Source organism: Pseudomonas sp. 3B-A001-10F (assembly GCF_056313565.1).
In genome coordinates, this window is record NZ_JBQYFW010000009.1 from 38170 (window position 1) to 61117 (window position 22948).

The 22948-nt window shown below is 59.4% G+C and carries 14 protein-coding genes and 2 tRNA genes; 10 read left to right on the top strand and 6 right to left on the bottom strand.

Going from position 1 to position 22948, the window contains the following annotated elements:
• The first annotated feature begins 89 nt into the window (after window positions 1-89).
• The 3 genes from AC0ZWN_RS11175 to AC0ZWN_RS11185 all read left to right on the top strand — a co-directional run bounded on the left by AC0ZWN_RS11175 (window position 90) and on the right by AC0ZWN_RS11185 (window position 4696).
• Complete coding sequence (locus AC0ZWN_RS11175) at window positions 90-1277, top strand: ATP phosphoribosyltransferase regulatory subunit (RefSeq protein ID WP_038360371.1); 1188 nt, start codon at window positions 90-92, stop codon at window positions 1275-1277.
• A gap of 54 nt (window positions 1278-1331) precedes the next feature.
• Complete coding sequence (locus tag AC0ZWN_RS11180) at window positions 1332-2621, top strand: adenylosuccinate synthase (protein WP_007915835.1); 1290 nt, start codon at window positions 1332-1334, stop codon at window positions 2619-2621.
• Window positions 2622-2761: 140 nt separating this feature from the next.
• On the top strand, window positions 2762-4696 hold the full coding sequence (locus tag AC0ZWN_RS11185) for a methyl-accepting chemotaxis protein (RefSeq protein WP_476335055.1): 1935 nt from the start codon (window positions 2762-2764) through the stop codon (window positions 4694-4696).
• A gap of 91 nt (window positions 4697-4787) precedes the next feature.
• On the opposite strand, the gene AC0ZWN_RS11190 is transcribed toward AC0ZWN_RS11185, so the two are convergent.
• From AC0ZWN_RS11190 to AC0ZWN_RS11205, 4 genes are all read right to left on the bottom strand, one after another.
• Window positions 4788-6353 (bottom strand): ABC transporter permease, encoded by a 1566-nt coding sequence (locus AC0ZWN_RS11190; protein WP_476335056.1) that lies wholly within the window; start codon window positions 6351-6353, stop codon window positions 4788-4790.
• Window positions 6353-7363: an extracellular solute-binding protein gene (locus tag AC0ZWN_RS11195; RefSeq protein ID WP_476335058.1), complete on the bottom strand. Its 1011-nt coding sequence runs from the start codon at window positions 7361-7363 to the stop codon at window positions 6353-6355. The genes AC0ZWN_RS11190 and AC0ZWN_RS11195 overlap by 1 nt, the downstream gene beginning before the upstream one ends.
• A 191-nt stretch (window positions 7364-7554) precedes the next feature.
• A tRNA-Leu gene (locus AC0ZWN_RS11200) sits at window positions 7555-7641 on the bottom strand.
• 180 nt (window positions 7642-7821) lie between these two features.
• Window positions 7822-7908: transfer RNA gene (locus tag AC0ZWN_RS11205), tRNA-Leu, on the bottom strand.
• Window positions 7909-8134: 226 nt separating this feature from the next.
• Between AC0ZWN_RS11205 and rnr the strand changes: the two genes are divergently transcribed.
• The 7 genes from rnr to dnaB all read left to right on the top strand — a co-directional run bounded on the left by rnr (window position 8135) and on the right by dnaB (window position 15433).
• Window positions 8135-10765 (top strand): ribonuclease R, encoded by a 2631-nt coding sequence (rnr, locus tag AC0ZWN_RS11210; protein ID WP_093430184.1) that lies wholly within the window; start codon window positions 8135-8137, stop codon window positions 10763-10765.
• A complete protein-coding gene (gene rlmB / locus AC0ZWN_RS11215) occupies window positions 10762-11529 on the top strand; it encodes a 23S rRNA (guanosine(2251)-2'-O)-methyltransferase RlmB (RefSeq protein ID WP_007915843.1) in 768 nt (255 codons plus the stop codon). Before rnr ends, rlmB begins: the two co-directional genes overlap by 4 nt.
• A gap of 307 nt (window positions 11530-11836) precedes the next feature.
• Window positions 11837-12259 carry a 30S ribosomal protein S6 gene (rpsF, locus tag AC0ZWN_RS11220; RefSeq protein WP_016771938.1) on the top strand — a complete coding sequence of 141 codons (423 nt, stop codon included), beginning with the start codon at window positions 11837-11839 and terminating at the stop codon, window positions 12257-12259.
• A gap of 29 nt (window positions 12260-12288) precedes the next feature.
• Window positions 12289-12519, top strand: a complete 231-nt coding sequence (gene rpsR, locus AC0ZWN_RS11225) for a 30S ribosomal protein S18 (protein WP_002551829.1) — start codon at window positions 12289-12291, stop codon at window positions 12517-12519.
• A gap of 36 nt (window positions 12520-12555) precedes the next feature.
• Window positions 12556-13449: a hypothetical protein gene (locus AC0ZWN_RS11230; protein ID WP_016983782.1), complete on the top strand. Its 894-nt coding sequence runs from the start codon at window positions 12556-12558 to the stop codon at window positions 13447-13449.
• A gap of 19 nt (window positions 13450-13468) precedes the next feature.
• Window positions 13469-13915: a 50S ribosomal protein L9 gene (gene rplI / locus AC0ZWN_RS11235; protein ID WP_003186385.1), complete on the top strand. Its 447-nt coding sequence runs from the start codon at window positions 13469-13471 to the stop codon at window positions 13913-13915.
• A gap of 120 nt (window positions 13916-14035) precedes the next feature.
• A complete protein-coding gene (gene dnaB, locus AC0ZWN_RS11240) occupies window positions 14036-15433 on the top strand; it encodes a replicative DNA helicase (RefSeq protein WP_007915846.1) in 1398 nt (465 codons plus the stop codon).
• A 42-nt stretch (window positions 15434-15475) separates the two neighbouring features.
• Here the strand turns inward: dnaB and AC0ZWN_RS11245 are convergent, their stop codons facing one another.
• Both AC0ZWN_RS11245 and AC0ZWN_RS11250 read right to left on the bottom strand, forming a co-directional pair.
• Window positions 15476-20071, bottom strand: a complete 4596-nt coding sequence (locus AC0ZWN_RS11245) for an NEL-type E3 ubiquitin ligase domain-containing protein (protein WP_476335060.1) — start codon at window positions 20069-20071, stop codon at window positions 15476-15478.
• A gap of 171 nt (window positions 20072-20242) precedes the next feature.
• Window positions 20243-22846 (bottom strand): hypothetical protein, encoded by a 2604-nt coding sequence (locus AC0ZWN_RS11250; RefSeq protein ID WP_476335061.1) that lies wholly within the window; start codon window positions 22844-22846, stop codon window positions 20243-20245.
• Window positions 22847-22948 lie beyond the last annotated feature (102 nt).

Here is a 22948-nt window from a genome sequence, read left to right on the forward strand (position 1 = left end):
GCGCGTGCGTTTTGAACGGTTCGGTCATTTTCTGCTTCACTCAAGGCTCGCCCGCAGGCTGGCCGCCCGGATCAAAGGGGAATGGCGTAATGGCAACGGTAGACCGCTGGCTGCTGCCAGATGGCATCGAAGAAGTACTGCCACCGGAAGCGGCGCGCATTGAAGTCGCGCGTCGTCAGGTGTTGGATCTGTTCCAGAGCTGGGGTTACGAGTTTGTCGTGACTCCCCATATCGAGTACCTGGAATCCCTGCTGACCGGCGCGGGCCAGGACCTGGATCTGCGTACCTTCAAGGTCATCGACCCGCAATCGGGCCGGCAGATGGGTTTCCGTGCCGACATCACGCCGCAAGTGGCGCGCATCGATGCGCACACCCTGCGTCGCGAAGGTCCGAGCCGTCTGTGCTACGCCGGCAGTGTGCTGCATGCTCAGCCGCGTGCACTGTCGTCCTCGCGCAGCCCGATCCAGTTGGGCGCCGAGTTGTACGGCGACGCCAGCCCGAGCAGCGACGTTGAAGTGATCAGCCTGATGCTGGCCATGCTGCAACTGGCCGATGTGCCGGATGTGCACATGGACCTTGGTCATGTCGGCATCTACCGTGGTCTGGCGCGTGCCGCCGGTCTGTCCGGTGAAGTCGAACAGCAGTTGTTCGATGCGCTGCAACGCAAAGCCATCGACGAGGTCATTACCTTGACCGAAGGCCTGCCGGCCGATTTGTCCGGCATGCTGCGTGCGCTGGTTGATCTGTGCGGCGGCCGTGAAGTCTTAAGCGCTGCCCGTGAGCGTCTGGCCAATGCGCCGGCGCCGGTTCTGGCGGCACTGGAAGATTTGCTGGCGATCGCCGAGCGCCTCTCGGCGCGTTTCCCGGACCTGCCGTTGTACTTCGACCTGGGCGAGCTGCGTGGCTACCACTACCACACCGGTGTGGTGTTCGCGGTGTTCGTGCCGGGCGTTGGCCAGTCCATCGCTCAGGGCGGTCGCTACGACGACATCGGCGCGGACTTTGGCCGCGCCCGTCCAGCGACAGGCTTCTCCACCGATTTGAAAACCCTGGTGACCCTGGGGCGTGCTGAGATCGAGCTACCGTCTGGCGGTATCTGGATGCCTGACAGTACGGATGCGGCACTCTGGCAGCAGGTTTGCCAGTTGCGCAGTGAGGGTCAGCGTGTCGTTCAGGCTTTGCCTGGGCAACCTTTGGCCGCCGCCCGTGATGCGGACTGCGACCGGCAATTGATTCAGCAGAACGGGCTTTGGCAAGTATCGCCACTGGCTTCTTGAGTTTTCCTGCCGGCCATCGCCGGCACCAAGTTTGCGCGAATGAGGACAAGTGTTATGGGTAAGAATGTCGTAGTCCTGGGCACCCAGTGGGGTGATGAGGGCAAAGGCAAGATCGTTGATCTGCTGACCGAACATGCTGCCGCCGTAGTGCGCTACCAAGGTGGCCACAACGCTGGCCACACACTGGTGATCGACGGCGAGAAAACCGTCCTGCACCTGATCCCGTCGGGCGTGCTGCGCGAAGGCGTGCAGTGCCTGATCGGCAACGGCGTGGTGGTTGCACCTGACGCCCTGCTGCGCGAGATCACCAAGCTGGAAGAGAAAGGCGTACCGGTGCGTGAGCGTCTGCGTATCAGCCCGTCCTGCCCGCTGATCCTGTCCTTCCACGTGGCGCTGGACCAAGCCCGTGAAAAGGCCCGTGGCGAGCTGAAGATCGGTACCACCGGTCGCGGCATCGGCCCGGCTTACGAAGACAAGGTTGCTCGTCGTGGCCTGCGTGTTGGCGACCTGCTGAACATGCCGCGCTTCGAGGACAAACTGCGTGAATTGGTGGATTACCACAACTTCATGCTGGTTGGTTACTACAAAGAGCCGGCCATCGAGTTCGAAAAGACCCTGGCCGAGTGCAAGGAATACGCTGAGCTGCTGAAGCCGCTGATGCTGGACGTCACTGCCGAGCTGCACGACCTGCGTCGCGCCGGCAAAGACATCATGTTCGAAGGCGCCCAGGGTTCGTTGCTCGACATCGACCACGGTACCTACCCGTACGTGACCAGCTCCAACACCACCGCCGGTGGCGTAGCGACCGGTTCCGGCGTTGGCCCGATGTTCCTCGACTACATCCTGGGCATCACCAAGGCTTACACCACTCGTGTCGGTTCGGGTCCATTCCCGACTGAGCTGTTCGACGACGTCGGCGCTCACCTGGCCAAACAAGGTCACGAGTTCGGTGCGACCACCGGCCGTGCCCGTCGTTGTGGCTGGTTCGACGCCGTTATCCTGCGTCGCGCTATCGATGTGAACAGCATTTCGGGTATCTGCCTGACCAAGCTGGACGTGCTCGACGGTCTGGAAACCATCAACATCTGCGTTGGCTATAAAGACGCCGAAGGCAATGCCGTTGCTCCGACCGACGCTGACAGCTACGTAGGCCTGCAGCCTGTGTACGAAGAAGTGCCGGGCTGGACCGAATCGACCGTGGGTGCAAAAACCCTGGAAGAGCTGCCGGCTAACGCTCGCGCCTACATCAAACGCGTTGAAGAGCTGATCGGCGCGCCGATCGACATTATTTCGACGGGCCCGGACCGCAACGAAACCATCGTTCTGCGTCATCCGTTTGCTTGATAAGTCGTTGATGTAAAAACACAAAGGCCCCTTCATCGGGGCCTTTGTCGTTTATGCCTGTTGGACGGCATGACCTTTGCTGTGAATCTGTCTACAAGAGTGCCAGCAAATTAATGGCGTCAGAAGTAGAGGTATTCACAGTGTCGGCCGTTCTCTCACTGTTACAAAGCCGTTTGTTGCGCCCCGTGTTCGTTACCCTTGGTATCGCCCTTTTGGTGCAAGTGTTGGTGGCCGTTGCCCTGACGCGGAGCACCGTCACGGCGCTGGAAGCTGACTTGGCGGTGCGCCTCGGCGCCGACAGCCAGAAGCTCTCCGGTGAACTGGAGCAGGCCGGGCGTGAAGTCACCTCGAGCCTCGATGCCTTGTCCGCCAGTACTCGTCAGCGGCTTACCGCCGGCCTGTCTTCGCGCCTGAAAGAAGAGCAGGCGCAACTGCGTGCGACGCTGGAAAAGGATCTGAAAGATTCGGCCAATGACATGGCGCAGTTACTGGCCTCCGTAGCCCCGCGTGCCATGTGGGACAGCGACGTACCGACCCTGTCCGAGTTCGCTCGCCGTGCCCAGCGCAATCCCAATGTGTTGTTCGTGGTCTACGATGACGCCACCGGCCAGCACCTGACCCGCTATCTCAATCGCGAAAACCCGATCAACAAGGCCCTGTTGGAAAAAGGCCAGGGCGAGCGTGCGCTGGATAAAGTGCTGGATGCGGCCAAGAACGATCCGTCGGTTTACTACCTCGAAGCTTCGATCAACCCCAACGGCGTGGAAATCGGCAAAGTGCTGATGGGTGTATCCACTGCGTCGGTGGAAACCGATCTGGCGGCGCTGGACAAGCGCTTCTCGGCGTTGATCGCCAGCAGTGATCAGTTGGTCGGCGACAGTCTCAAGGGCGCCGCCGCAGACAGCGCCAAAGCCATGCAGTCGCGCCTGCAGTCGGCGCAGTCCACTGCGACCGAGATGAAATCCAATACCGCCAATACCGTTCAGGAAGCAGCGGCAACCTTGCGCTGGCGCATTGGCCTGGGTCTGGCGCTGGTCGGTTGCGGTGTGCTGCTGTTGCTGGCGGTAGTGTTGGGTCATCGCGTGGTCAATCGGCTGAAGATGCTCAACGCCGCGATGGATGACCTGGCGGCGGGCGAGGGCGACCTGACCAAGCGTGTGCAGATCAACAGCAAGGACGAAATCGGCGACATGGCTTCGGCGGTCAATCGCTTTGTGGATAAGTTGCAGCCGATCGTGCGCGAGGCGGGCGATGTTGCGCAGCGTACCGGCGTAGAAATCGGCGCGATGACCCTGCGCAATGCCGGTGCCGATGCGGCGGCGGGCATGCAGCGTGATGAAGTGGCGGAAAGCCTGCGCGCACTGTCGCAAATGGCTGATGAGGCGCAGTCGGAAAGCCATGCGATGCAAGCGGCTTTGAAACAGGTTGTGGATATTCGCCAGGCCACCGACGAAAACACCCGGACGTCCGCCAAGGTCGGCAGCCTGATCGAGGCGCTGGCGGGGCAAGTCGATACCGGCGCGAAAGTCATCGAGCGGCTGGCTCAGCAGAGTGAGCAGATTGAGGTGGTGCTGACGGTGATTCACGGGATTGCCGAGCAGACCAATCTGCTGGCGCTCAACGCTGCCATTGAAGCGGCGCGCGCTGGCGAAACCGGGCGTGGCTTTGCCGTGGTGGCCGACGAAGTACGTGCACTGGCGAGCAAGACACAAAGTTCTACTGGCGATATTCAGGCGCATATCGTCGCGTTGCAGCAGGGCGCGCGTGAGGCGGTCGAGGCGATCGGCCAGGCCGGGCGTCAGGCCAGCGAAGGGTTGCTGGTGTTGCGTGACAGTGCGCGGTTGCAGCAATCAGTGCAGGCGTCGGTCGAGCAAGTGCATGCGGCGATTGGCTTGGCAACGCAGGCCGCTGCACATCAGGCGCAAGGTGCGCAGGCGGTGCGTGGACGAGTCGAAACGATTCACGCGCAGGCTGAGAAAGCGGCGCAGGCGGTGGTGGAAACCACGGCTAGTGGCAAGGTGCTGGATGGATTGGCTGCGCAGCTCAAGGCGAGTCTGGGGCAGTTCAGGGCTTGATGTTGTCTGGTCGGGCCTCTTCGCGAGCAGGCTCACTCCTACAGGGGGAACGCATTCCAATGTAGGAGTGAGCCTGCTCGCGATAGCTATTTCAACGGCTCAAATACATCCGCGTCGTCAGCAGATAAACCGGCAACCCCGATACCAAAATCAACAACGCCGCATAAGGCGCCGCTGCCGCAAACTCGACATTCGCGGTATGCGCCCACACCTCAGTCGCCAACGTGTTAAGCCCTGTCGGACTTAACAGCAGTGTCGCGGTCAATTCCTTCATCGCATCCAGAAACACCAGTGCAAACGCCGCGCCCAATGCCGGGAAGATGATCGGCAGCGTCACCCGGCAAAACGCCGTGAACGACGAAGCCCCCAGTGTGCGCGCAGCCTCTTCCAGTTGCGGCGCAGCCTTGTTCAGTGCCGTGCGAATCGGCGCCTGCGCCAATGGCAGAAACAGCAGCGCATAAGCGATCAGCAGCAACCCCGAAGTCTGGTACAGCGCCGGCACGTAGTGCAGGGCGAAATACACCAGCGTCAACGCAATGACCAGGCCCGGCAGCGCATGCAGCAGATACGGCAAACGCTCGGCCCAGATTGCCAATTGGCCTTTGTAACGCACCACCAACAAACCGACCGGCACAGCCAGCACCAGGCACAACGCAGCGCCGCCTAGAGAAAGCGCCAAAGAAGAAAGCAGCGCTTCAGTAATTGCCGCGACCGGGAATGCCGCCGACGTACCTACCGCCAGCCAATAGGCCAACATCCCCAGCGGAATGCCGCTGCCGACAACTGCCAGCATCAGGCAATACAACTGACCGACCGTGGCCCATGGCCCTAGCCGAACCTGTTCAGCCTGGCGCGCTGCACCTTGACCGGTGCGCACATGCCGGCCCTTGCCGCGCACGCGCAACTCCAGCCACAACAGCACCAGGCACAGCGCCAGCAATACGGCCGAAAGCATCGCTGCGTTGGCGTTGCTGAATTCCAGTTCGAATTGCTGATAGATCGCTGTGGTGAAGGTTTGCAGGCCGATGATCGACAGTGCGCCGAACTCCACCAGCATGTGCAAGGCAATCAACAGCGAACCGGCCAGCAGTGATGGCCAGAGCAGCGGCAGCGTGACGCGGAAAAATACGCCCCAGCGATTCTGCCCAAGGGTGCGAGCCGACTCCTCAAGTGAAGGGTCAAGATTGCGCAGCGTCGCCGCCACCGGCAGAAAGATCAGCGGATACTTCGACAGGCTCATCACCAGAATCGCCCCGCCAAGGCCTTCGAACTGCGCGCTCAACGACACCCAAGTGAAGCTGCTGACGAATGCGGGCACCGCGAACGGCAGGCACAGAATCACACCCCACAGGCGTCGCCCTGGCAAATTGCTGCGTTCCAACAGCCATGCCAGCGACAGACCTATCACGCCGCAGGTGAGGGTTACGCCAACCATCAAAGACAAGGTGTTGCGCAGCAGGCCGAATACATACGGGCGCCACAACAAATGCAGTGCCTCGGCCCAGCCGGCCTGCCAGGCTTTGAGTCCGACATAGGCTAGCGGCAACAGGCTCAGTACCACAAGCAACAAAACTGGCAATACCAGCCAGATCGATGGCCGCTTGCGCTTTGGTACGTAACCCCCGCGCGCGGCAGGGGCGGATAACGATGCGGTCATCAGTTCAAGCCAACTTCGCGTTCCAGCTCCAGCGCTTCTTCAGCATTGCCCAGATCGGCCGGGGTCACGTTCGGCGCTTCCAGTTCGCTGAACGGCTTGAGCCCGCGATCCGATTCCATGCCTTTGTGCAGCGGATACTCGGCGGTCGTCTGAGTGATCACGCGCTGGCCTTCTTCGCTGGCCATGTAGGCAAGAAACTGCTGGGCTTCTTTTGGATGTTTGCTGGATTTCAGCACGGCCGCGCTGGACACAGTGATCAAGCCGCCGACGTCACCGCCGGTGAAGTAATGCAGCTTCGAATCCAGTTTGCCTTTCTCGCGTTGCAGGGCGAACCAGTAGTAGTTGTTCACCAGCACGGTGGCGACTTCGCCGTTTTCCACGGCTTTGAGGGCGACCATGTTGTTGCTGTAGGTCTTGCCGAATGCGCGCAGACCGGTCAGCCATTCTTCGGCGGCGTCGCGACCGTGCATCTTGATGATCGCTACGGCTTGTTCCTGGAAGGCGCCGCTGGTCGGTACGAAGCCGACTTTGCCCTGCCACTGCGGATCGGAGAACTCCATCACCGATTTCGGCAGGTCTTTTTCGTCGACCAGTTTCGGGTTGTAGGCGACCACACGAACCCGCGCTGTCACGCCGATCCAGGTGCCGTTGCCGGCCACATATTTTTCCGGAAGAACAGCCAGCGTGGCGTCATCGGTTTTGGCCAGCAAGCCCAGCTCGCCGAGATTATTGAGCGGTGGCGACTCTTCGGTGTAGATCACGTCGGCAGGGGAGCGGTCGCCTTCTTCGATGATCTGGCTGGCCAACTGATTGCTGCTGCCCTTGCGCACGTTGACGTGAATGCCGGTCTTGGATTCGAAGGCTTTGGCGATCGCGTCGCCGACTTCCTTGTGCTGGCCGTTGTAGAGAGTCAGGGAAACCGCATCGGCAGCCTGGGTGAGGGGAGTGGCGAGCGCCAGGCCGAGGAGGGTGAAGGTCAAGCCTCGGCGCAGGGTATTTCGAAACGTCATTCGCAGGGTTCCTCACTGTCGCATTGCAAAAACTTGCAACAATGATAAACGATATTGTTTCTCAAGTGCGCCTTGCGGCGGGGCTGGCATTTTGATAGGCGGGGTAGTGATAAATTTCTGGAAGCCAGAAACGCAAAAACCCGCTTTCGCGGGTTTTTGTGAAATCCAAGGTCGTAACCTTGAATTTGAATTGGTGCCCAGAAGAAGACTCGAACTTCCACGACCGTAAGGTCACCAGCACCTGAAGCTGGCGTGTCTACCAATTTCACCATCTGGGCAATCATCGCTAGCGTTGCCGCTGTTGATGTGGCGCACTATACGGAGCGCGTTTTGATCTGTAAACCCCTGATTTAATTTTAATAAATCAGTTTTAAGAAAAGCCGGGCTTAGAATGCAAAAAACCCGCTTTCGCGGGTTTTGTGTGAGTCTTGAAACTGATCTAGTCTCAAACTCGAAATTGGTGCCCAGAAGAAGACTCGAACTTCCACGACCGTAAGGTCACCAGCACCTGAAGCTGGCGTGTCTACCAATTTCACCATCTGGGCAGTATCGTTAACGCTTGTGCGTCGTCGATGGCGCGCACTATACGGAGCGTCTTTTTAACTGTAAACCCCTGTCAGCAAAAAATATGATTTTTTTTACCGGCGGTGTTCAAAACGGCTTTCAAGCGACGATACAGACCCTCATAAGGGCCTTATATAGTCGGAAATTTCCCGTTTCATGGCGCCTATGCCAAACTAACCCGCATATAGACAAGGTGAAAACTCTCTAATGGCCGATTGGCAGTCCCTCGATCCCGAGGCCGCTCGTGAAGCGGAAAAATATGAAAACCCTATTCCTAGCCGCGAACTGATCCTGGCGCATCTCGCCGATCGGGGCTCGCCGGCTGCCCGCGAGCAACTGGTGGAAGAGTTTGGTCTGACCACAGAAGACCAGATCGAAGCCCTGCGCCGCCGCCTTCGCGCCATGGAGCGCGACGCCCAACTGATCTACACCCGCCGCGGCACTTATGCGCCGGTCGACAAACTCGACCTGATCCTCGGTCGCATCAGCGGTCACCGTGACGGTTTCGGCTTCCTGGTGCCGGACGACGGCAGCGACGACCTGTTCATGAGCCCCGCGCAAATGCGTCTGGTGTTCGATGGCGACCGTGCGCTGGCGCGTGTGTCCGGTCTCGACCGTCGCGGTCGCCGCGAAGGCGTGATCGTTGAAGTGGTCTCGCGTGCTCACGAAACCATCGTCGGTCGCTACTTTGAAGAAGGCGGCATCGGCTTCGTCGTCGCGGACAACCCGAAGATCCAGCAGGAAGTGCTGGTCACCCCGGGCCGCAACGCCAACGCGCAGATCGGTCAGTTCGTCGAGGTGAAAATCACCCACTGGCCGACGCCGCGCTTCCAGCCGCAAGGCGACGTGGTTGAAGTGGTCGGCAACTATATGGCGCCGGGCATGGAAATCGATGTCGCTCTGCGCACCTACGACATTCCGCACGTCTGGCCCGAAGCCGTTCTGAAAGAAGCGGCCAAGCTCAAGCCGGAAGTCGAAGAAAAAGACAAAGAGAAGCGCGTCGACCTGCGCCATTTGCCGTTCGTCACCATTGACGGTGAAGATGCCCGCGACTTCGACGATGCTGTTTATTGCGAAGCCAAGCCGGGCAAGCTGCGCCTGTTCTCCGGCGGCTGGAAGTTGTACGTGGCGATTGCTGACGTTTCCAGCTACGTGAAGATCGGCTCGGCGCTGGACAACGAAGCGCAGGTGCGCGGCAACTCGGTGTACTTCCCTGAGCGCGTGGTGCCAATGCTGCCTGAGCAGCTGTCCAACGGCCTGTGCTCGCTGAATCCGCACGTCGATCGTCTGGCCATGGTTTGCGAGATGACCATCTCCAAGTCCGGCGAAATGACCGACTACTGCTTCTACGAAGCGGTGATCCATTCCCACGCGCGTCTGACCTACAACAAAGTCAGCGCGATGCTGGAAACGCCGAAAGTGGCCGAAGCACGCAAACTGCGTGGTGAGTACACCGACGTCGTGCCGCACCTCAAGCAGCTTTATTCGCTGTACAAAGTGTTGCTGGCTGCCCGTCACGTGCGCGGCGCGATCGATTTCGAGACCCAGGAAACCCGGATCATCTTCGGTTCCGAGCGCAAGATTGCCGAAATCCGTCCGACCACCCGTAACGACGCGCACAAGCTGATCGAGGAATGCATGCTGGCGGCCAACGTGGCCACCGCCGAATTCCTCAAGAAGCACGAAATCCCTGCGTTGTACCGTGTCCACGACGGCCCGCCACCGGAGCGTCTGGAAAAACTGCGCGCCTTCCTTGGCGAGCTCGGCCTGTCCCTGCACAAAGGCAAGGACGGTCCATCGCCGAAGGATTATCAGGCGTTGCTGGCAAGCATCAAGGATCGTCCGGATTTCCACCTGATCCAGACCGTGATGCTGCGCTCGCTCAGTCAAGCGGTGTACAGCGCTGACAACCAGGGCCACTTCGGCCTGAATTATGAAGCCTATACCCACTTCACTTCGCCGATCCGTCGTTACCCGGACCTGCTGACGCACCGCGCGATCCGCAGCGTGATCCATTCGAAGCAGGACACTCCGCACGTTCGCCGTGCCGGGGCGATGACCATTCCGAAGGCGCGCATCTATCCGTACGACGAGGCGGCGCTGGAGCAGCTCGGCGAACAGTGCTCGATGAGCGAGCGCCGTGCCGATGAAGCCACCCGCGACGTGGTCAACTGGCTCAAGTGCGAGTTCATGAAGGATCGCGTGGGCGAGTCGTTCCCGGGTGTGATCACAGCGGTAACCGGTTTTGGCCTGTTCGTCGAGCTGACCGATATCTACGTCGAAGGTCTGGTCCACGTCACGGCGCTGCCGGGCGATTACTACCACTTCGATCCTGTGCATCACCGCCTGGCGGGCGAGCGCACCGGTCGCAGCTTCCGTCTTGGCGATACCGTTGAAGTGCGCGTCATGCGCGTTGACCTCGACGAGCGCAAGATCGACTTCGAGATGGCCGAAAAAACCATCAGCGCACCGATCGGTCGCAAAAAACGTGGCGCTGAAACCGCTGCTCCGGCGGCCAAGGTTGCGGAAGAAAAGGCTCCAGCTAAATCCGCCAGCCGTCGTCCGGCCAAGGAAAAAGCGGCAGAAGCCTATCGCCCAAGCGACGCCGTGGCGAAAAACGCCGAGCTGCGCAAAAGCCGTGAAATGAAGAAGGCTCTGCTTTCCGACGCTAAAAACGGTGGTAAAGCGGCGTCCGGGGGAAAGACCGGACGGTCGGCGCCTGAAAAGGCCTCCGGCGGCAAGCCAGCGAAACCGAGCAAACACCGTAAGGGGCCGCCCAAAGCGGGCTCCGCTCCAGCCAAAAGTGGCGGGGCACGTAAACCGAAGGCGAAGTCATGAGTCAGTTGGAAAAAATCTACGGCGTTCACGCGGTAGAAGCGTTGCTGCGTCACCACCCGAAACGCGTCAAGCAGATCTGGCTGGCGGAAAGCCGCAACGATCCGCGCGTGCAGACCCTGGTTGAGCTGGCCAACGAAAACCGTGTTCAGGTCGGTCAGGCCGAGCGTCGCGAAATGGACGCTTGGGTTGAAGGCGTGCACCAGGGCGTGGTCGCGGAAGTAAGCCCGAGTCAGGTCTGGGGCGAAGCCATGCTCGACGAGCTGCTCGATCGCACTGAAGGTGCGCCGCTGCTACTGGTGCTCGACGGCGTGACCGATCCGCACAACCTTGGTGCTTGCCTGCGTTCGGCGGATGCGGCCGGTGCACTCGCGGTGATAGTGCCGAAAGACAAGTCGGCGACCCTGACGCCGGTCGTGCGTAAAGTCGCTTGCGGCGCGGCAGAAGTGATTCCATTGGTTGCCGTGACTAACCTCGCTCGTACGCTGGAAAAGCTTCAGCAGCGCGGTCTGTGGATTGTCGGTACTGCGGGGGAGGCTGAGGTCAGCATCTACGACCAGGATCTGACTGGCCCGACCATTCTGATCATGGGCGCTGAAGGCAAAGGCATGCGTCGCCTGACCCGCGAGCACTGCGACTATCTGGTGAAGCTGCCGATGGCCGGTAGCGTCAGCAGCCTCAACGTCTCGGTTGCGACGGGCGTGTGCCTGTTCGAAGCGCAGCGTCAGCGCGGTGCAAAAGCCAAGGCCGCCACAAAGAAATCCTGAGTCGTACTCGATTCAAATGTGGGAGCGAGCTTGCTCGCGATAGCGGAGTATCAGTCGACATAAAAGTTGCCTGACAAACTGCATTCGCGAGCAAGCTCGCTCCCACATTGTTTTGTGGTGTGGCATAACTGAGTGATTGTTCAAATAATCACCAATTGCCTTGCACCTCCTCTGTCCCTTCTCTACAATTGCGCCCCTTGCTGTGACGGCAGGCACGCATGTGCCCCGCGCCAGCAAGTCCATAAGTGTCATTCACTCCTTGTCTGACCGTTTTTGAGCGGCAGGCTACAACCCGTAAGGAGCATTCATGCGTCATTACGAAATCATCTTTTTGGTCCACCCGGATCAAAGCGAGCAAGTCGGCGGCATGGTTGAGCGTTACACCAAGCTGATCGAAGAAGACGGCGGCAAAATCCACCGTCTGGAAGATTGGGGCCGTCGTCAACTGGCCTACGCAATCAACAATGTTCACAAGGCTCACTACGTGATGCTGAACGTTGAGTGCACTGGCAAGGCCCTGGCCGAGCTGGAAGACAACTTCCGCTACAACGATGCAGTGATCCGTAACCTGGTCATCCGTCGCGACGAAGCCGTAACTGGCCAGTCCGAGATGCTCAAGGCTGAAGAAAACCGCAGTGAGCGCCGTGAGCGTCGCGACCGTCCTGAGCACGAAGGCGCCGAAGGCACCGATAGTGATGACAGCGACAACAGCGATAACGCTGACGAGTAATCCACGGACCTTATTAAGGAGCCTATCAAATGGCACGTTTCTTCCGTCGTCGTAAATTCTGCCGCTTCACCGCTGAAGACGTGAAAGAGATCGATTACAAAGATCTCAACACTCTGAAAGCCTACGTATCCGAGACCGGCAAAATCGTTCCAAGCCGCATCACCGGTACCAAAGCTCGTTATCAGCGTCAGCTGGCCACCGCTATCAAGCGCGCCCGCTTCCTGGCCCTGCTGGCCTACACCGACAGCCACGGCCGCTGAGACCGGGCAGTCGACAAGTAGCAAAGGATTGAATGCATGCGTGCCTTAGCTGAGTTCATCATGCGAGGCCGTATGCAGGCCACTCTCGTGGTGGCCGGATGTGCAACATTGCCGTTGTTGTATTGGTTGGGTGCTGCCGCGGGGAGCCTTGTGCTGCTGCGGCGCGGACTGACGGACGCCCTGGGTGTTCTGTCTCTGGGGCTGCTGCCGGCGTTGATCTGGTGGCTGTATGCCGATGACCCACGGGCACTTCTGGTGCTGCTGGGGTCTTCGGGGCTTGCGTTGGTTTTGCGCGCAAGTGAATCCTGGGTCCGCACGCTGCTGGTCAGCGTAGTGATTGGAGTGGTGTTTTCGGTGGTGCTCGGGGCGGCGTTTGCGGCCCAGATCGAGATGCTCGCGCAGGCCTTGATAAAGGTCATGCCGGCGCTTCTTGGTGAAACCTACAAGCAATTGTCGGTCGATGAGCAAGCGCGTTTCGCGTCCCTGATTGCACCGGTCCTGACCGGACTGATTGCGGCGCTGTTGCAGATCGTCAGCGTGCTGAGCCTGATTGTCGGGCGGCATTGGCAGGCGTTGTTGTACAACCCGGGTGGTTTTGGTCGCGAGTTTCGCGCCATCCGGATCCCGCTGGGGCCGGCGATGTTGCTGCTGGCGTTGATGCTTCTGGGCCCGAATCTCGGTGCACAGATGGCCATGTTGACGCCGTTGTGCAGTGTACCGCTGGTGTTCGCCGGACTTGCCCTGATTCACGGGCTGGTCGGGCAGAAGCGACTGGCCGGTTTCTGGCTGGTGGGGTTGTACGTCACGCTGTTGTTGTTCATGCAGCTGATCTATCCGTTGCTCGTGGTCCTGGCCATTGTCGACAGCCTGATTGATTTTCGCGGTCGTCACGTGTCGAAAGACACCGATAACGCGAACGGTGAAGGTTAAAAGTTAAGAGGATTTCCACATGCAACTGATCCTTCTGGAAAAAATCGCCAACCTGGGCAACCTGGGCGACAAAGTAAACGTTAAGGCCGGTTACGGCCGTAACTACCTGCTGCCTTTCGGCAAAGCTACCGCTGCAACTGCTGCCAACCTGGCTGCGTTTGAAGAGCGTCGTGCTGAGCTGGAAAAAGCTGCCGCAGACCGTAAAGCATCGGCTGAAAGCCGTGCTGCCCAACTGGCCGAGCTGGAAGTGACCATCACTGCCACCGCTGGCGACGAAGGCAAGCTGTTCGGTTCGATCGGTACTCACGACATCGCTGACGCACTGACCGCCTCCGGCGTTGAAGTTGCGAAAAGCGAAGTTCGTCTGCCGAACGGCACCATCCGCAACGTGGGTGAATTCGACGTGGCTGTGCACCTGCACGCCGAAGTTGAAGCCACCGTACGCGTTGTCGTGGTAGCAGCTTAAGTAACACCTGATCGGCTGGCGGCTTGTCCGTCAGACGGTTAACATCGGGCACGATCCTGTTTACAGGTCGTGCCCTTTGTCTTTCTGAACTCCCTGTTTTTCCAAATTACACAAGTGGCCATGAACGATATCTCCGCTCCCGAGCAATACGATCTGCAAACCGCTGCCCTGAAGGTGCCGCCGCATTCCATCGAGGCCGAACAGGCTGTACTCGGTGGTCTGATGCTGGACAACAACGCCTGGGAACGCGTGCTCGATCAAGTCTCCGACGGCGATTTCTATCGACATGACCACCGTCTGATCTTCCGTGCGATCGCCAAACTGGCCGATCAGAACATGCCGATCGACGTGGTGACCCTGTCTGAACAACTGGACAAGGAAGGCCAGACCTCGCAGGTCGGTGGCCTCGGTTACCTCGGTGAACTGGCGAAAAACACGCCGTCCGTCGCCAACATCAAGGCCTATGCGCAGATCGTTCGTGAGCGAGCGACGTTGCGCCAGTTGATCGGCATCAGCACCGAAATCGCCGACAGCGCCTTCAACCCCGAAGGCCGCACCGCCGCCGAGATTCTCGACGAAGCCGAACGCCAGATCTTCCAGATTGCCGAGGCCCGGCCAAAAACCGGCGGCCCGGTAGGTGTGAACGATTTGCTGACCAAGGCCATTGATCGCATCGACACCCTGTTCAACACCGACAACGCCATCACAGGCCTGTCCACCGGCTACACCGACCTCGACGAGAAGACCAGCGGCCTGCAGCCGTCCGACTTGATCATCGTCGCCGGCCGTCCGTCGATGGGTAAAACCACCTTCGCAATGAACCTGGTGGAAAACGCCGTGTTGCGCAGCGAGAAGGCGGTTCTGGTGTACTCCCTCGAGATGCCAGGCGAATCGCTGATCATGCGTATGCTCTCCTCGCTTGGGCGCATCGACCAGACCAAGGTGCGTTCTGGCCAACTGGAAGACGATGACTGGCCGCGCCTGACTTCGGCGGTCAACCTGCTCAACGACCGCAAGCTGTTCATCGATGACACTGCCGGCATCAGTCCGTCGGAAATGCGTGCGCGGACCCGACGTCTGGTGCGTGAACACGGTGACGTCGGCCTGATCATGATCGACTACCTGCAACTGATGCAGATCCCCGGTTCCAGCGGTGACAACCGCACCAACGAAATTTCCGAAATCTCGCGATCCCTGAAAGCGCTGGCCAAGGAATTCAACTGCCCGGTGGTGGCGCTGTCGCAGCTCAACCGCTCCCTCGAACAGCGTCCCAACAAGCGCCCGGTGAACTCCGACTTGCGCGAATCCGGAGCGATCGAGCAGGACGCCGACGTGATCATGTTCGTGTACCGCGACGAGGTCTATCACCCGGAAACCGAACACAAAGGCATCGCCGAAATCATCATCGGCAAGCAACGTAACGGCCCGATCGGTTTTATCCGTCTGGCCTTTATCGGCAAATACACGCGCTTTGAAAACCTCGCGCCGGGCAGTTACAACTTCGACGACGACGAGTGACAGCAGGCCGAAGTTCATCGGCCTGCTGCGACGCTGTATCGATTACAGCGTTGCGCCACTCGCCCCCTGGGTTTCCTGCGCAGGCGTGACGTTGGCAGGAGGCGCCTCGATCGTTGTTCGAGGCTGCAATTCCTGCCGCGTCAGCGTCTGGATCAATGTCGCTTCGACAATCGCCAACTGCGCCGTCACATCATCGGTTTGCGATTTGTATTGAGCTTCGCTCAGCAGTCTTTGTGATGACTGGCTGTCGAGAATTTCCTGGCGATCCTGGAACGGCTGGCGACTCGCATCGAATTGCGCCTGGTATTTGTGAATGATGAAGTCCTGCCAGAAATTCATCGACACCAATGCCTGAAACTCTTCAGGCGAACCATTCAGCGTCGAGACTTTGCGATATGCCGCATCCAGCATTGCCGGGGTAACGCCGGCCATGCCGATAAACGAGAGTGTCTGTGGCTGAAACGGCAATTGCAGCCGATCCCTGAGACCAAAGCGGTAGGCCATGGTCATTTCATGGGGATCGCGTATGCGCAGGTTGTGGCTGTTTCGCAGCTCCCGGGAGGTTGCCGGATCGTCAATGATTGCCCTGCTTGAAGCGATCTCTGCCGCCGCGATGTCGTCGACCTGTTTTAGCCGGAACAATCCTTTGGACAGCGCCACCAAGGGGGCGCCATTCATATCCAGCCTGGCCTGTATGCGCGCCTTGTGAGTCATGACCAGGACTTGCAGATCAGTGAAGGTGGCTGCGGCAAGGTCAGTGCAGCCGGCTTCGCACGCGCGATCGAATAGTTCTCGACGCAAGGTTCGCGACTGTGGATTGTCCTGGCTGATGACATCGATCACGTCCCAGACCTGGCGCCGGAAGTCGGCATGGTGCGCACGGCTCGCGAGGATGTTGAAGAAGCCGTCCGAGCCTTGCTGCTCGCGCAACGTGCGCCATTGAGTGTTTCTGGCGATCGCTTGATCAGCGGGTAGTCCGGTGGTCCAGATCGGGGCAGGGTCCGCGGCTGCCCTTGCACTGGGACGTTGTGCCAAGGTGAATGACGTTGTGAACAGGTTGGATCTGTTGTGAAGCCCGGTTTGGGCTTCGTCCAGTTGCCTGCGATAGACGCCCATTTGTATCCGCGTCTCATCGGTAATCGGATTATTCGTCAGTAACGTGCCACTGTTCACCTGGACCGAATGCGCCAAGCGCTCCGGGGGCGGAGCAGTGACAAAGTCAGGAATCGTGGTGATCTGATTGTTGCTCAGATCGATCCGGGTCAGCAGGGGTTGATCAAACAGCCCGGTTGGCCACTGCGTGATGCCGGTGTTCGCCAGGGTGACCTCGCGCATATCGGTGATCAGGCTGAAATCCGGGATCACACCGAGCCGGGGATTGTTGTCGATCCAAAGTGCTCTGAGCGTTGTGCGTCCGGCCAGTATCCGCGCCGTTTCTGCATTGAGTTCAAGTTGGTTGTGCTGCAGGAAGAGGCGCGTCATCCCGTGCATTTCTCCTACTGCCGGGGGCAAGTCCCTGAGGCGATTGTTCGACATGTCCAGCCAGCGCACATGACGAAAACGGGTGAGGAAGCCTTCCGGTGACTCCGTCAGGTTCATGCCGCTCAATCTGAGTGAACCCACATGGCTGAAATCGATGCTCAGATCCGGCAGGGTCGGCAAGGTCAGGCCGCTCAAGTCCAGTTCCAGACCGATCGGTGTGCCGTCGAAAGCATGTTTTTGCGCCGTCTCGCGGCGCCAGCAACTGATGATCCGATCCCGCGCTGCAGTGCGGTCATTACGGGTGGTGGCGTTGATTTGCAGCTGATTGGCACGCACATAACGCAGGCGGTTGCCGCCCCCGGAAAAGACCCAGTCGTCGAGCTGGGTTTTCAGAAGATCGAATTCTTGTTCCAGTGCGAGCAAGCGTGGTGCCACGGTGCCTTTGTCATGATTCCAGATGAACTCCCTGCACTCCTTGATGGTTTTGCTCGGGAACAGGTTTCGATAACGCTGCGCCCTGGAGTCTTCGCTATCGAATACGGCGGGATGGGCCGGCTCCATCAGCTCGGGGTGAGACTGTTTAAGGCGTCGCCAGTAGCCGTCGAATTTTCGCCAGTACGCGGAGGGGAAGTCGTTGCCTTCAAGGCGCGTGACATTGTTGATCCGCGCGACGACAGCCAGTGTCTCGGGTGTCGGGTTGAGATTGGCCTGGGGAACCTCGCTCAAGCGATTGTCGCGCAGGTCCAGGTGGTTTAAAGCGGTTTTGTCGAGCAGCCCGGCAGGCCACTGACTGAGGCCCGTGTTTTTCAGGTTCAATGCCTGCAACCCGGACATGGCGCTGAAGTCGGGCACTGCCCGCAGTTGATTGTTGGACAGATCGATCTGTTTCAACTGGTGCAATGCACCGAGTGCCAAAGCGCTTTGTTCATCCAGTTTTATCTGGTTTGAACTCAGATCCAGATAGTTGAGTTTGTCCATCTCGGCGATTTTTTGCGGCAGTTTATCGATGCCGGAGTTAACGATGGTCAGGCTTTCCAGATTGGGGCAATTGGACAGAAGCGTATTGGCGGTGTCCGACCAGATTACCGAGTCGAGACTGAGGGATTTGATGTGACTGAAATCCACGGTCAGCAGGGGTAATGGACCGTACAGCGCTGGCAGTTTCAGTTCGCCGTCCGAATCGCCCAGCCAGCAGCCTCTGATGATTCTTGCCAGGCGGGTAGCGTTGACTCTTTCCGGGCCCACGGCGTGGGCCGGTCCGGGTTGGCTGTCGGCGATGTAGGCCTGCAGTTGCGTTTCCAGTAACTCGAAACCGGCAATGCGTCGCGCGATCTGCTCTTCGGCGCCATCCCCCAGGGCGAGCAAATATTCCCTGGCGGCTTGCGGATTCTTGTCTGGATACATACGCCGCACCATCGCCACTTCGGGAATGTCGCCATCCAGTCTGAACGCGTCTGCGCGGGAGCCCGTGCGCATCGCCGGGTAGTCGGCCACTACGCGGCGCCAATAAACCTCAAGCGTTCGCCAGTAACCGGTCGGGAAGGGGTTGCCTTCAATCAGGGTGACCGAGTTGATACGGGCAATCGCCAGTAGTTCATTGTTTGACGGGTCAAGGATCGGCTGTGGAATTTCGCGCAGTTGGTTATGGCGCAAGTCGACCACGTCCAGTGCCACCTGATCGCGTAAACCGCTGGGCCAGTGATCCAGTCCGGTGTTGCTCAGGTTCAATGACCGAAGTTGCGACATGCCGCGAAAGTCCGGGATTCTGCCAAGCGGGTTGCTCGACAGGTCGAGGTGTTCAAGCTGCTTGAGTGCGCCCAGTTTTACTGCTGCCTGCTCATTGAGCTGGATTCGGTTCGAGCTCAGCTCCAGAGCCTTGAGAACGGTCATCGGCGCGATATCGGGCGGCAGCTTATCCAGGGTGGAGTGAGTCACCGACAGTTTCTCAAGGTTGGGAAAACTGCCAAGGAAGGTATCGGCGGTGTCCGACCAGGCGACCGCTTTCAGCTCCAGAGTTCTTACATGGCTGAAATCAGCCGTCAGCGGCGCAAGGATTGCCTCTCCCAAATCAAGTTTCAGCGTCGTCCCCGTCTGCCGTTTCCAGCAACGTTTTATTTCTTCTACAGCACGCTCCACCGCGGGATGTGCAGCTTCGTTGGGGGCCTGTGAGGATGTCTTCCTGATCCAGGAAGCGAGATCCGCCTTGAGCGCCCTGTAACTGGCCTCGCGTTGGGACAGATAGCCGCGGACGTCATCCCCGTGCGAATGCAGAAGCCGGGTGATCTCATCGCTGTCGAGGGCCGGGAAGAGCTTTCGAGCGCGGGACTCTGGCGTGCGCAAATGATTGATCGCGCTGGCAAACCGTTGCAGCAGGCCAGGATGCGCGGGGCTGCCTGGCTCGCTGCGGAACATGCCGCCGGCACCCCCGACCGCCGTTCCCAGCCAGCCTTCGCGAGCATCGTAAATGATCGGCTCCGAGCGCCCGGGGCGTGTAGCGATGTAGGTATTGGTGCTGTCGCTGGCCACCGGGTCTTGCGCACGGACGATACGCATCACCGCTGTTGACGGGGTCGAGGCATCGGTGTCGTGCAGAACCTGATAACTGTGGTTGTCGATCACCGCATAGAGTTTACCGTTGAGCCGGTGAAGGCCATCGCTGCCCTTTTGAATGCCGCTGAAATCCAGTGGCGTGCGGAAAGCTTCCAGGCGGCTGCTCGACAATGGCACACCGATCGGCTCGAAGTGTTCCAGCTCATGCCAGAGTCCCGCGCTGGAGTCACGCAGCAACACGGGTCCCGAGGGACTGGATTCGCTGGGTAGCCTGGCCCGATACAGTCCTGTTTGCGCATCTTTGCCGACCAGCACGATGCCGCCGGGTACATCGGCATATTGGCGGCCTTTGTGGGTTCTCAAGCCGTCAGCGTTGCGATCCGACAAACCGCTGGCCGCAGGCACCCAGTAATGTTCCAGGGACTGGCTAGCCGCACGCGGATTTTCAATCGGCAACGCGGGTCGATGAATGGTGATGCTCGGAGCCGGCTCGATCGCGTCGATATCGGCTGGCGTTGGTAAGCGGCCCGGTCGTGGTGGTTGCCCACCGGGTATCGAGACCTCTAAATGTGTGCGCGGTGGCAGGTCGAGGCGCGGGGTGTCCACGTCTGGCACAGTGTTTTGGCGAACCGGGGGATTGCCGGAATTGTTGCCTCTGGGGGGCGATTTAACGGGCATGTCTTTCTATCCTTGCGGGTTTGCGCATCAGTTCGCCTGAACGGGAGCTGATGGCAGGGGCGGCGTCATTGCCTGATTGATCGTATGGCCCTGAGTCCTTTACTCAGGCCTGGAAGGCACGCCAGCCTCGCTGGCCAGTGCAAAAATCTTGCTCGCGGTCTTGCCATCGAAGGTCTGGCGCCAGATGGCCACGTGCGGCAAGCCTGCCTGTTCATCGCGGCGCTGAGACTCGATACCGCGTCGGCTCTGTTCGAGGGTTTTGAGGTGGCCGCCTCTTGTGGTGAAACTCAGTGGCGCGGCGTTGTGCTGGTCATAGTGGAAGTGTGCCTCCCATAACGGTGCGTCATCGGCGCGATCAGTGATCGAATAAACGTCGAGAAACGACTTGCCCTTGCCTTTGCCCGATGGCTTGCGATCAACGGTTTTGCTCACGCTGACTTCGTCGGCATCCATCAGATAGTTCAAGCGCATGATGTCGAGCACCTCCCTGTTCTTGTACATGCGCACCAGAACACTTTGGCCATGCGCGTCCAGTGACCCGCCAGCGCTTCGCAAGCGCGCAGCCAGGTCGAGGATTTCGGTGTCCGCGTCTTCATGGCTTTCCAGGCGCCTTGCCTGCTCGTTCAGTCGTTCAGTCTCTTTACTCAGGTCTTCGACAATATCGGTCGGATTGGTTTTTCTCGCCTCGTCCACCCTGGCCTTGGCAACGTGTTGTTTCACGTCGGCCAGTAACCGGTTGGCCTCGGCGACCAGCTGTGGTCTGGGTGTACTGGTGATGGGCGGGCGCACTGGCAGCCATTCACCTTGTCTTTTTTCGTAGCGAGCGGATGGAGAGCCAGGGCGCAACGGGTCCGGAACCCTGACGATGACATTGCCGTCCTGAGCCGTTTCCGTTTCACCGACCAGAACCCGGTAAGTACCGTGCTGACGGACCCGGAAAACTTTCCTGGGCGTTAACGGGCGGGAGCTTTCGGAAGGGTCGGGGAGCGCTGGAAGGAAGTCAAAATCGATATCGTGGTCGATGTTGGGCAGTTCGCGGTCGCGCCCGATCGACTCCAGAATGTCGCTGAGCCTGTTATCGATTCGCCTCTCGAGTGGGTCGATAAAACTGAGGATTTCCTTGAGGTACCCGGCCCGAGAGGCATCGCTGTCAGCGTGGGTGGCCAGTTGCATTTCAAATCGTGATTTGTCCGCCCTGATCTGATCCAGGCTCAAAAGCAGTGCCATGGGGTGCTCGTGTTGCGGAATGTTTTTCAGGTCTCCGGTGACCAGATCGACGCAGGAAAGCGACGGCATGGTGGTATTGGGCGAATGGTCGGGCGTGCCCGCATACAGGTGCACGTAGAGGGTCAGCTTGTTGAAGTTGATGCGCTCGGGCGACGGCACTTGCTGCCTGATTTCTTCGAGTATCGGTGCCGCTCCCGGGTCGGCTTTTCTGATTTCTGCCAACACTACTTCACGTTCTTCGATAAACCTCAGCTTCTTGTTCAGGTGAGGGATGATCCGCTTGCAACTGTCGGCATCCAGACTGGAGACGGTAGGCTTGACCCGCAGGTCCATGGCCGCCATGAGGCGGTTCAGAAATTCGGCGCGTTCTATGCGGAAAGTCTGCAGTTCCTGCTTGAATAGCCCGCTGGCTTTCGCAAGGGTCAGCCATTTTCTGTTGAGCACCAGCGACTCTACGAAATCCGCCTGTTTTTGCACATGCTTGAGCAAATGCACTTCCAGGCTCAGCAGTTTTGCGTTTTGCTCTGCACTGCCCTGCGGCAGTTTCTGGGTTTCTGCCCAGAGCGTGTTGTGGCGCTCCGACGAATTCGTCAATTCCGTGTGGGCCTTTTGAAAAGGCTCATGCATCTGCAACAACGTGTCTTTACTCAGGCGGGCAATCTCTGCGTCCTGAATAGCTCCCTTCAGCTCTGGCAAATGATAGACCCAGCGATTGCCCTCATCGCGCCGCACAGTCCGCGTTTCGCCGCTGCGGCTGGCGCGGTAGATATTGGCGATATCGGTTGCCACGGGATCTTTCGGGTTGACGATACGCCACGCTTTTTGTGTCGCCGTGGAGGCACTCACATCGTGCATGACCTGATAAACGTGGGTGTGCAGGAGGTACAGTCGGCCCTCGTGGCGCAATAACCCGTCGCTGTCGGCCTTGGCGCTTGTGAGTTCGAGATCCGTGCGCAACGTCTGCAGGTGAGTGTCAATCAAGGTCACGGCGTCACCGTCCTTGAGCGAATGCCACAGACCACTGTCGGCGTCGCGCAGCAGTAGCGGACCCGTGGCAACCCGCTCGGCTGCGAGTTGGGCGCGGTAGAGGCCGGTCTGCGGATCGACCCCGACCATCACGATGCTGCCGTGCGCGACATCGACGTATTCGCGGCCCTTGTACAGCCTCAAGCCCTCGGTATTGGCCAGGGGCAAACGGTCAGGTGCGGGGATACGGTAACTCTCCAGCGATTTTGCTCCCGTTGCGCCCGTTTTCACCGAGGCGGTTGCTGTGTGCGTGATGACGACGGGAGACGGTCTTGTTACCTCAGGGCTGGCAGTGCCGTGAGTGCCGCCCGGACGCGTCGCAGAGGGGCCAGGCAGGGACGGTTCAGGCCCTATCCGTGGCGCTCGCCCGGTATTGCCTTGCTGCGGCGCATCCGGGCTGGTGGGGGGCTTGACTTTGATGCTGCCCTTGGCGGGCTGTTTGGGTGACATTGCTTCATCCTTGAAGGGTTGCCACATCAGTCGGCGCAGGCACCGGACTGATGAACGTTAAGTTTGAACGATGATTTTTTTGCCTGTTACGGGGTATCGGGC

Bases quoted from the DNA above. Each gene is read 5' to 3' on its own strand.
- rlmB (WP_007915843.1), top strand. From the start codon at position 10,762: ATGAGTCAGTTGGAAAAAATCTACGGCGTTCACGCGGTAGAAGCGTTG.
- AC0ZWN_RS11190 (WP_476335056.1), bottom strand. From the start codon at position 6,353: ATGACCGCATCGTTATCCGCCCCTGCCGCGCGCGGGGGTTACGTACCA.
- rpsR (WP_002551829.1), top strand. From the start codon at position 12,289: ATGGCACGTTTCTTCCGTCGTCGTAAATTCTGCCGCTTCACCGCTGAA.
- rnr (WP_093430184.1), top strand. From the start codon at position 8,135: ATGGCCGATTGGCAGTCCCTCGATCCCGAGGCCGCTCGTGAAGCGGAA.
- AC0ZWN_RS11250 (WP_476335061.1), bottom strand. From the start codon at position 22,846: ATGTCACCCAAACAGCCCGCCAAGGGCAGCATCAAAGTCAAGCCCCCC.
- rpsF (WP_016771938.1), top strand. From the start codon at position 11,837: ATGCGTCATTACGAAATCATCTTTTTGGTCCACCCGGATCAAAGCGAG.
- AC0ZWN_RS11180 (WP_007915835.1), top strand. From the start codon at position 1,332: ATGGGTAAGAATGTCGTAGTCCTGGGCACCCAGTGGGGTGATGAGGGC.
- dnaB (WP_007915846.1), top strand. From the start codon at position 14,036: ATGAACGATATCTCCGCTCCCGAGCAATACGATCTGCAAACCGCTGCC.
- AC0ZWN_RS11230 (WP_016983782.1), top strand. From the start codon at position 12,556: ATGCGTGCCTTAGCTGAGTTCATCATGCGAGGCCGTATGCAGGCCACT.
- rplI (WP_003186385.1), top strand. From the start codon at position 13,469: ATGCAACTGATCCTTCTGGAAAAAATCGCCAACCTGGGCAACCTGGGC.
- AC0ZWN_RS11175 (WP_038360371.1), top strand. From the start codon at position 90: ATGGCAACGGTAGACCGCTGGCTGCTGCCAGATGGCATCGAAGAAGTA.
- AC0ZWN_RS11195 (WP_476335058.1), bottom strand. From the start codon at position 7,363: ATGACGTTTCGAAATACCCTGCGCCGAGGCTTGACCTTCACCCTCCTC.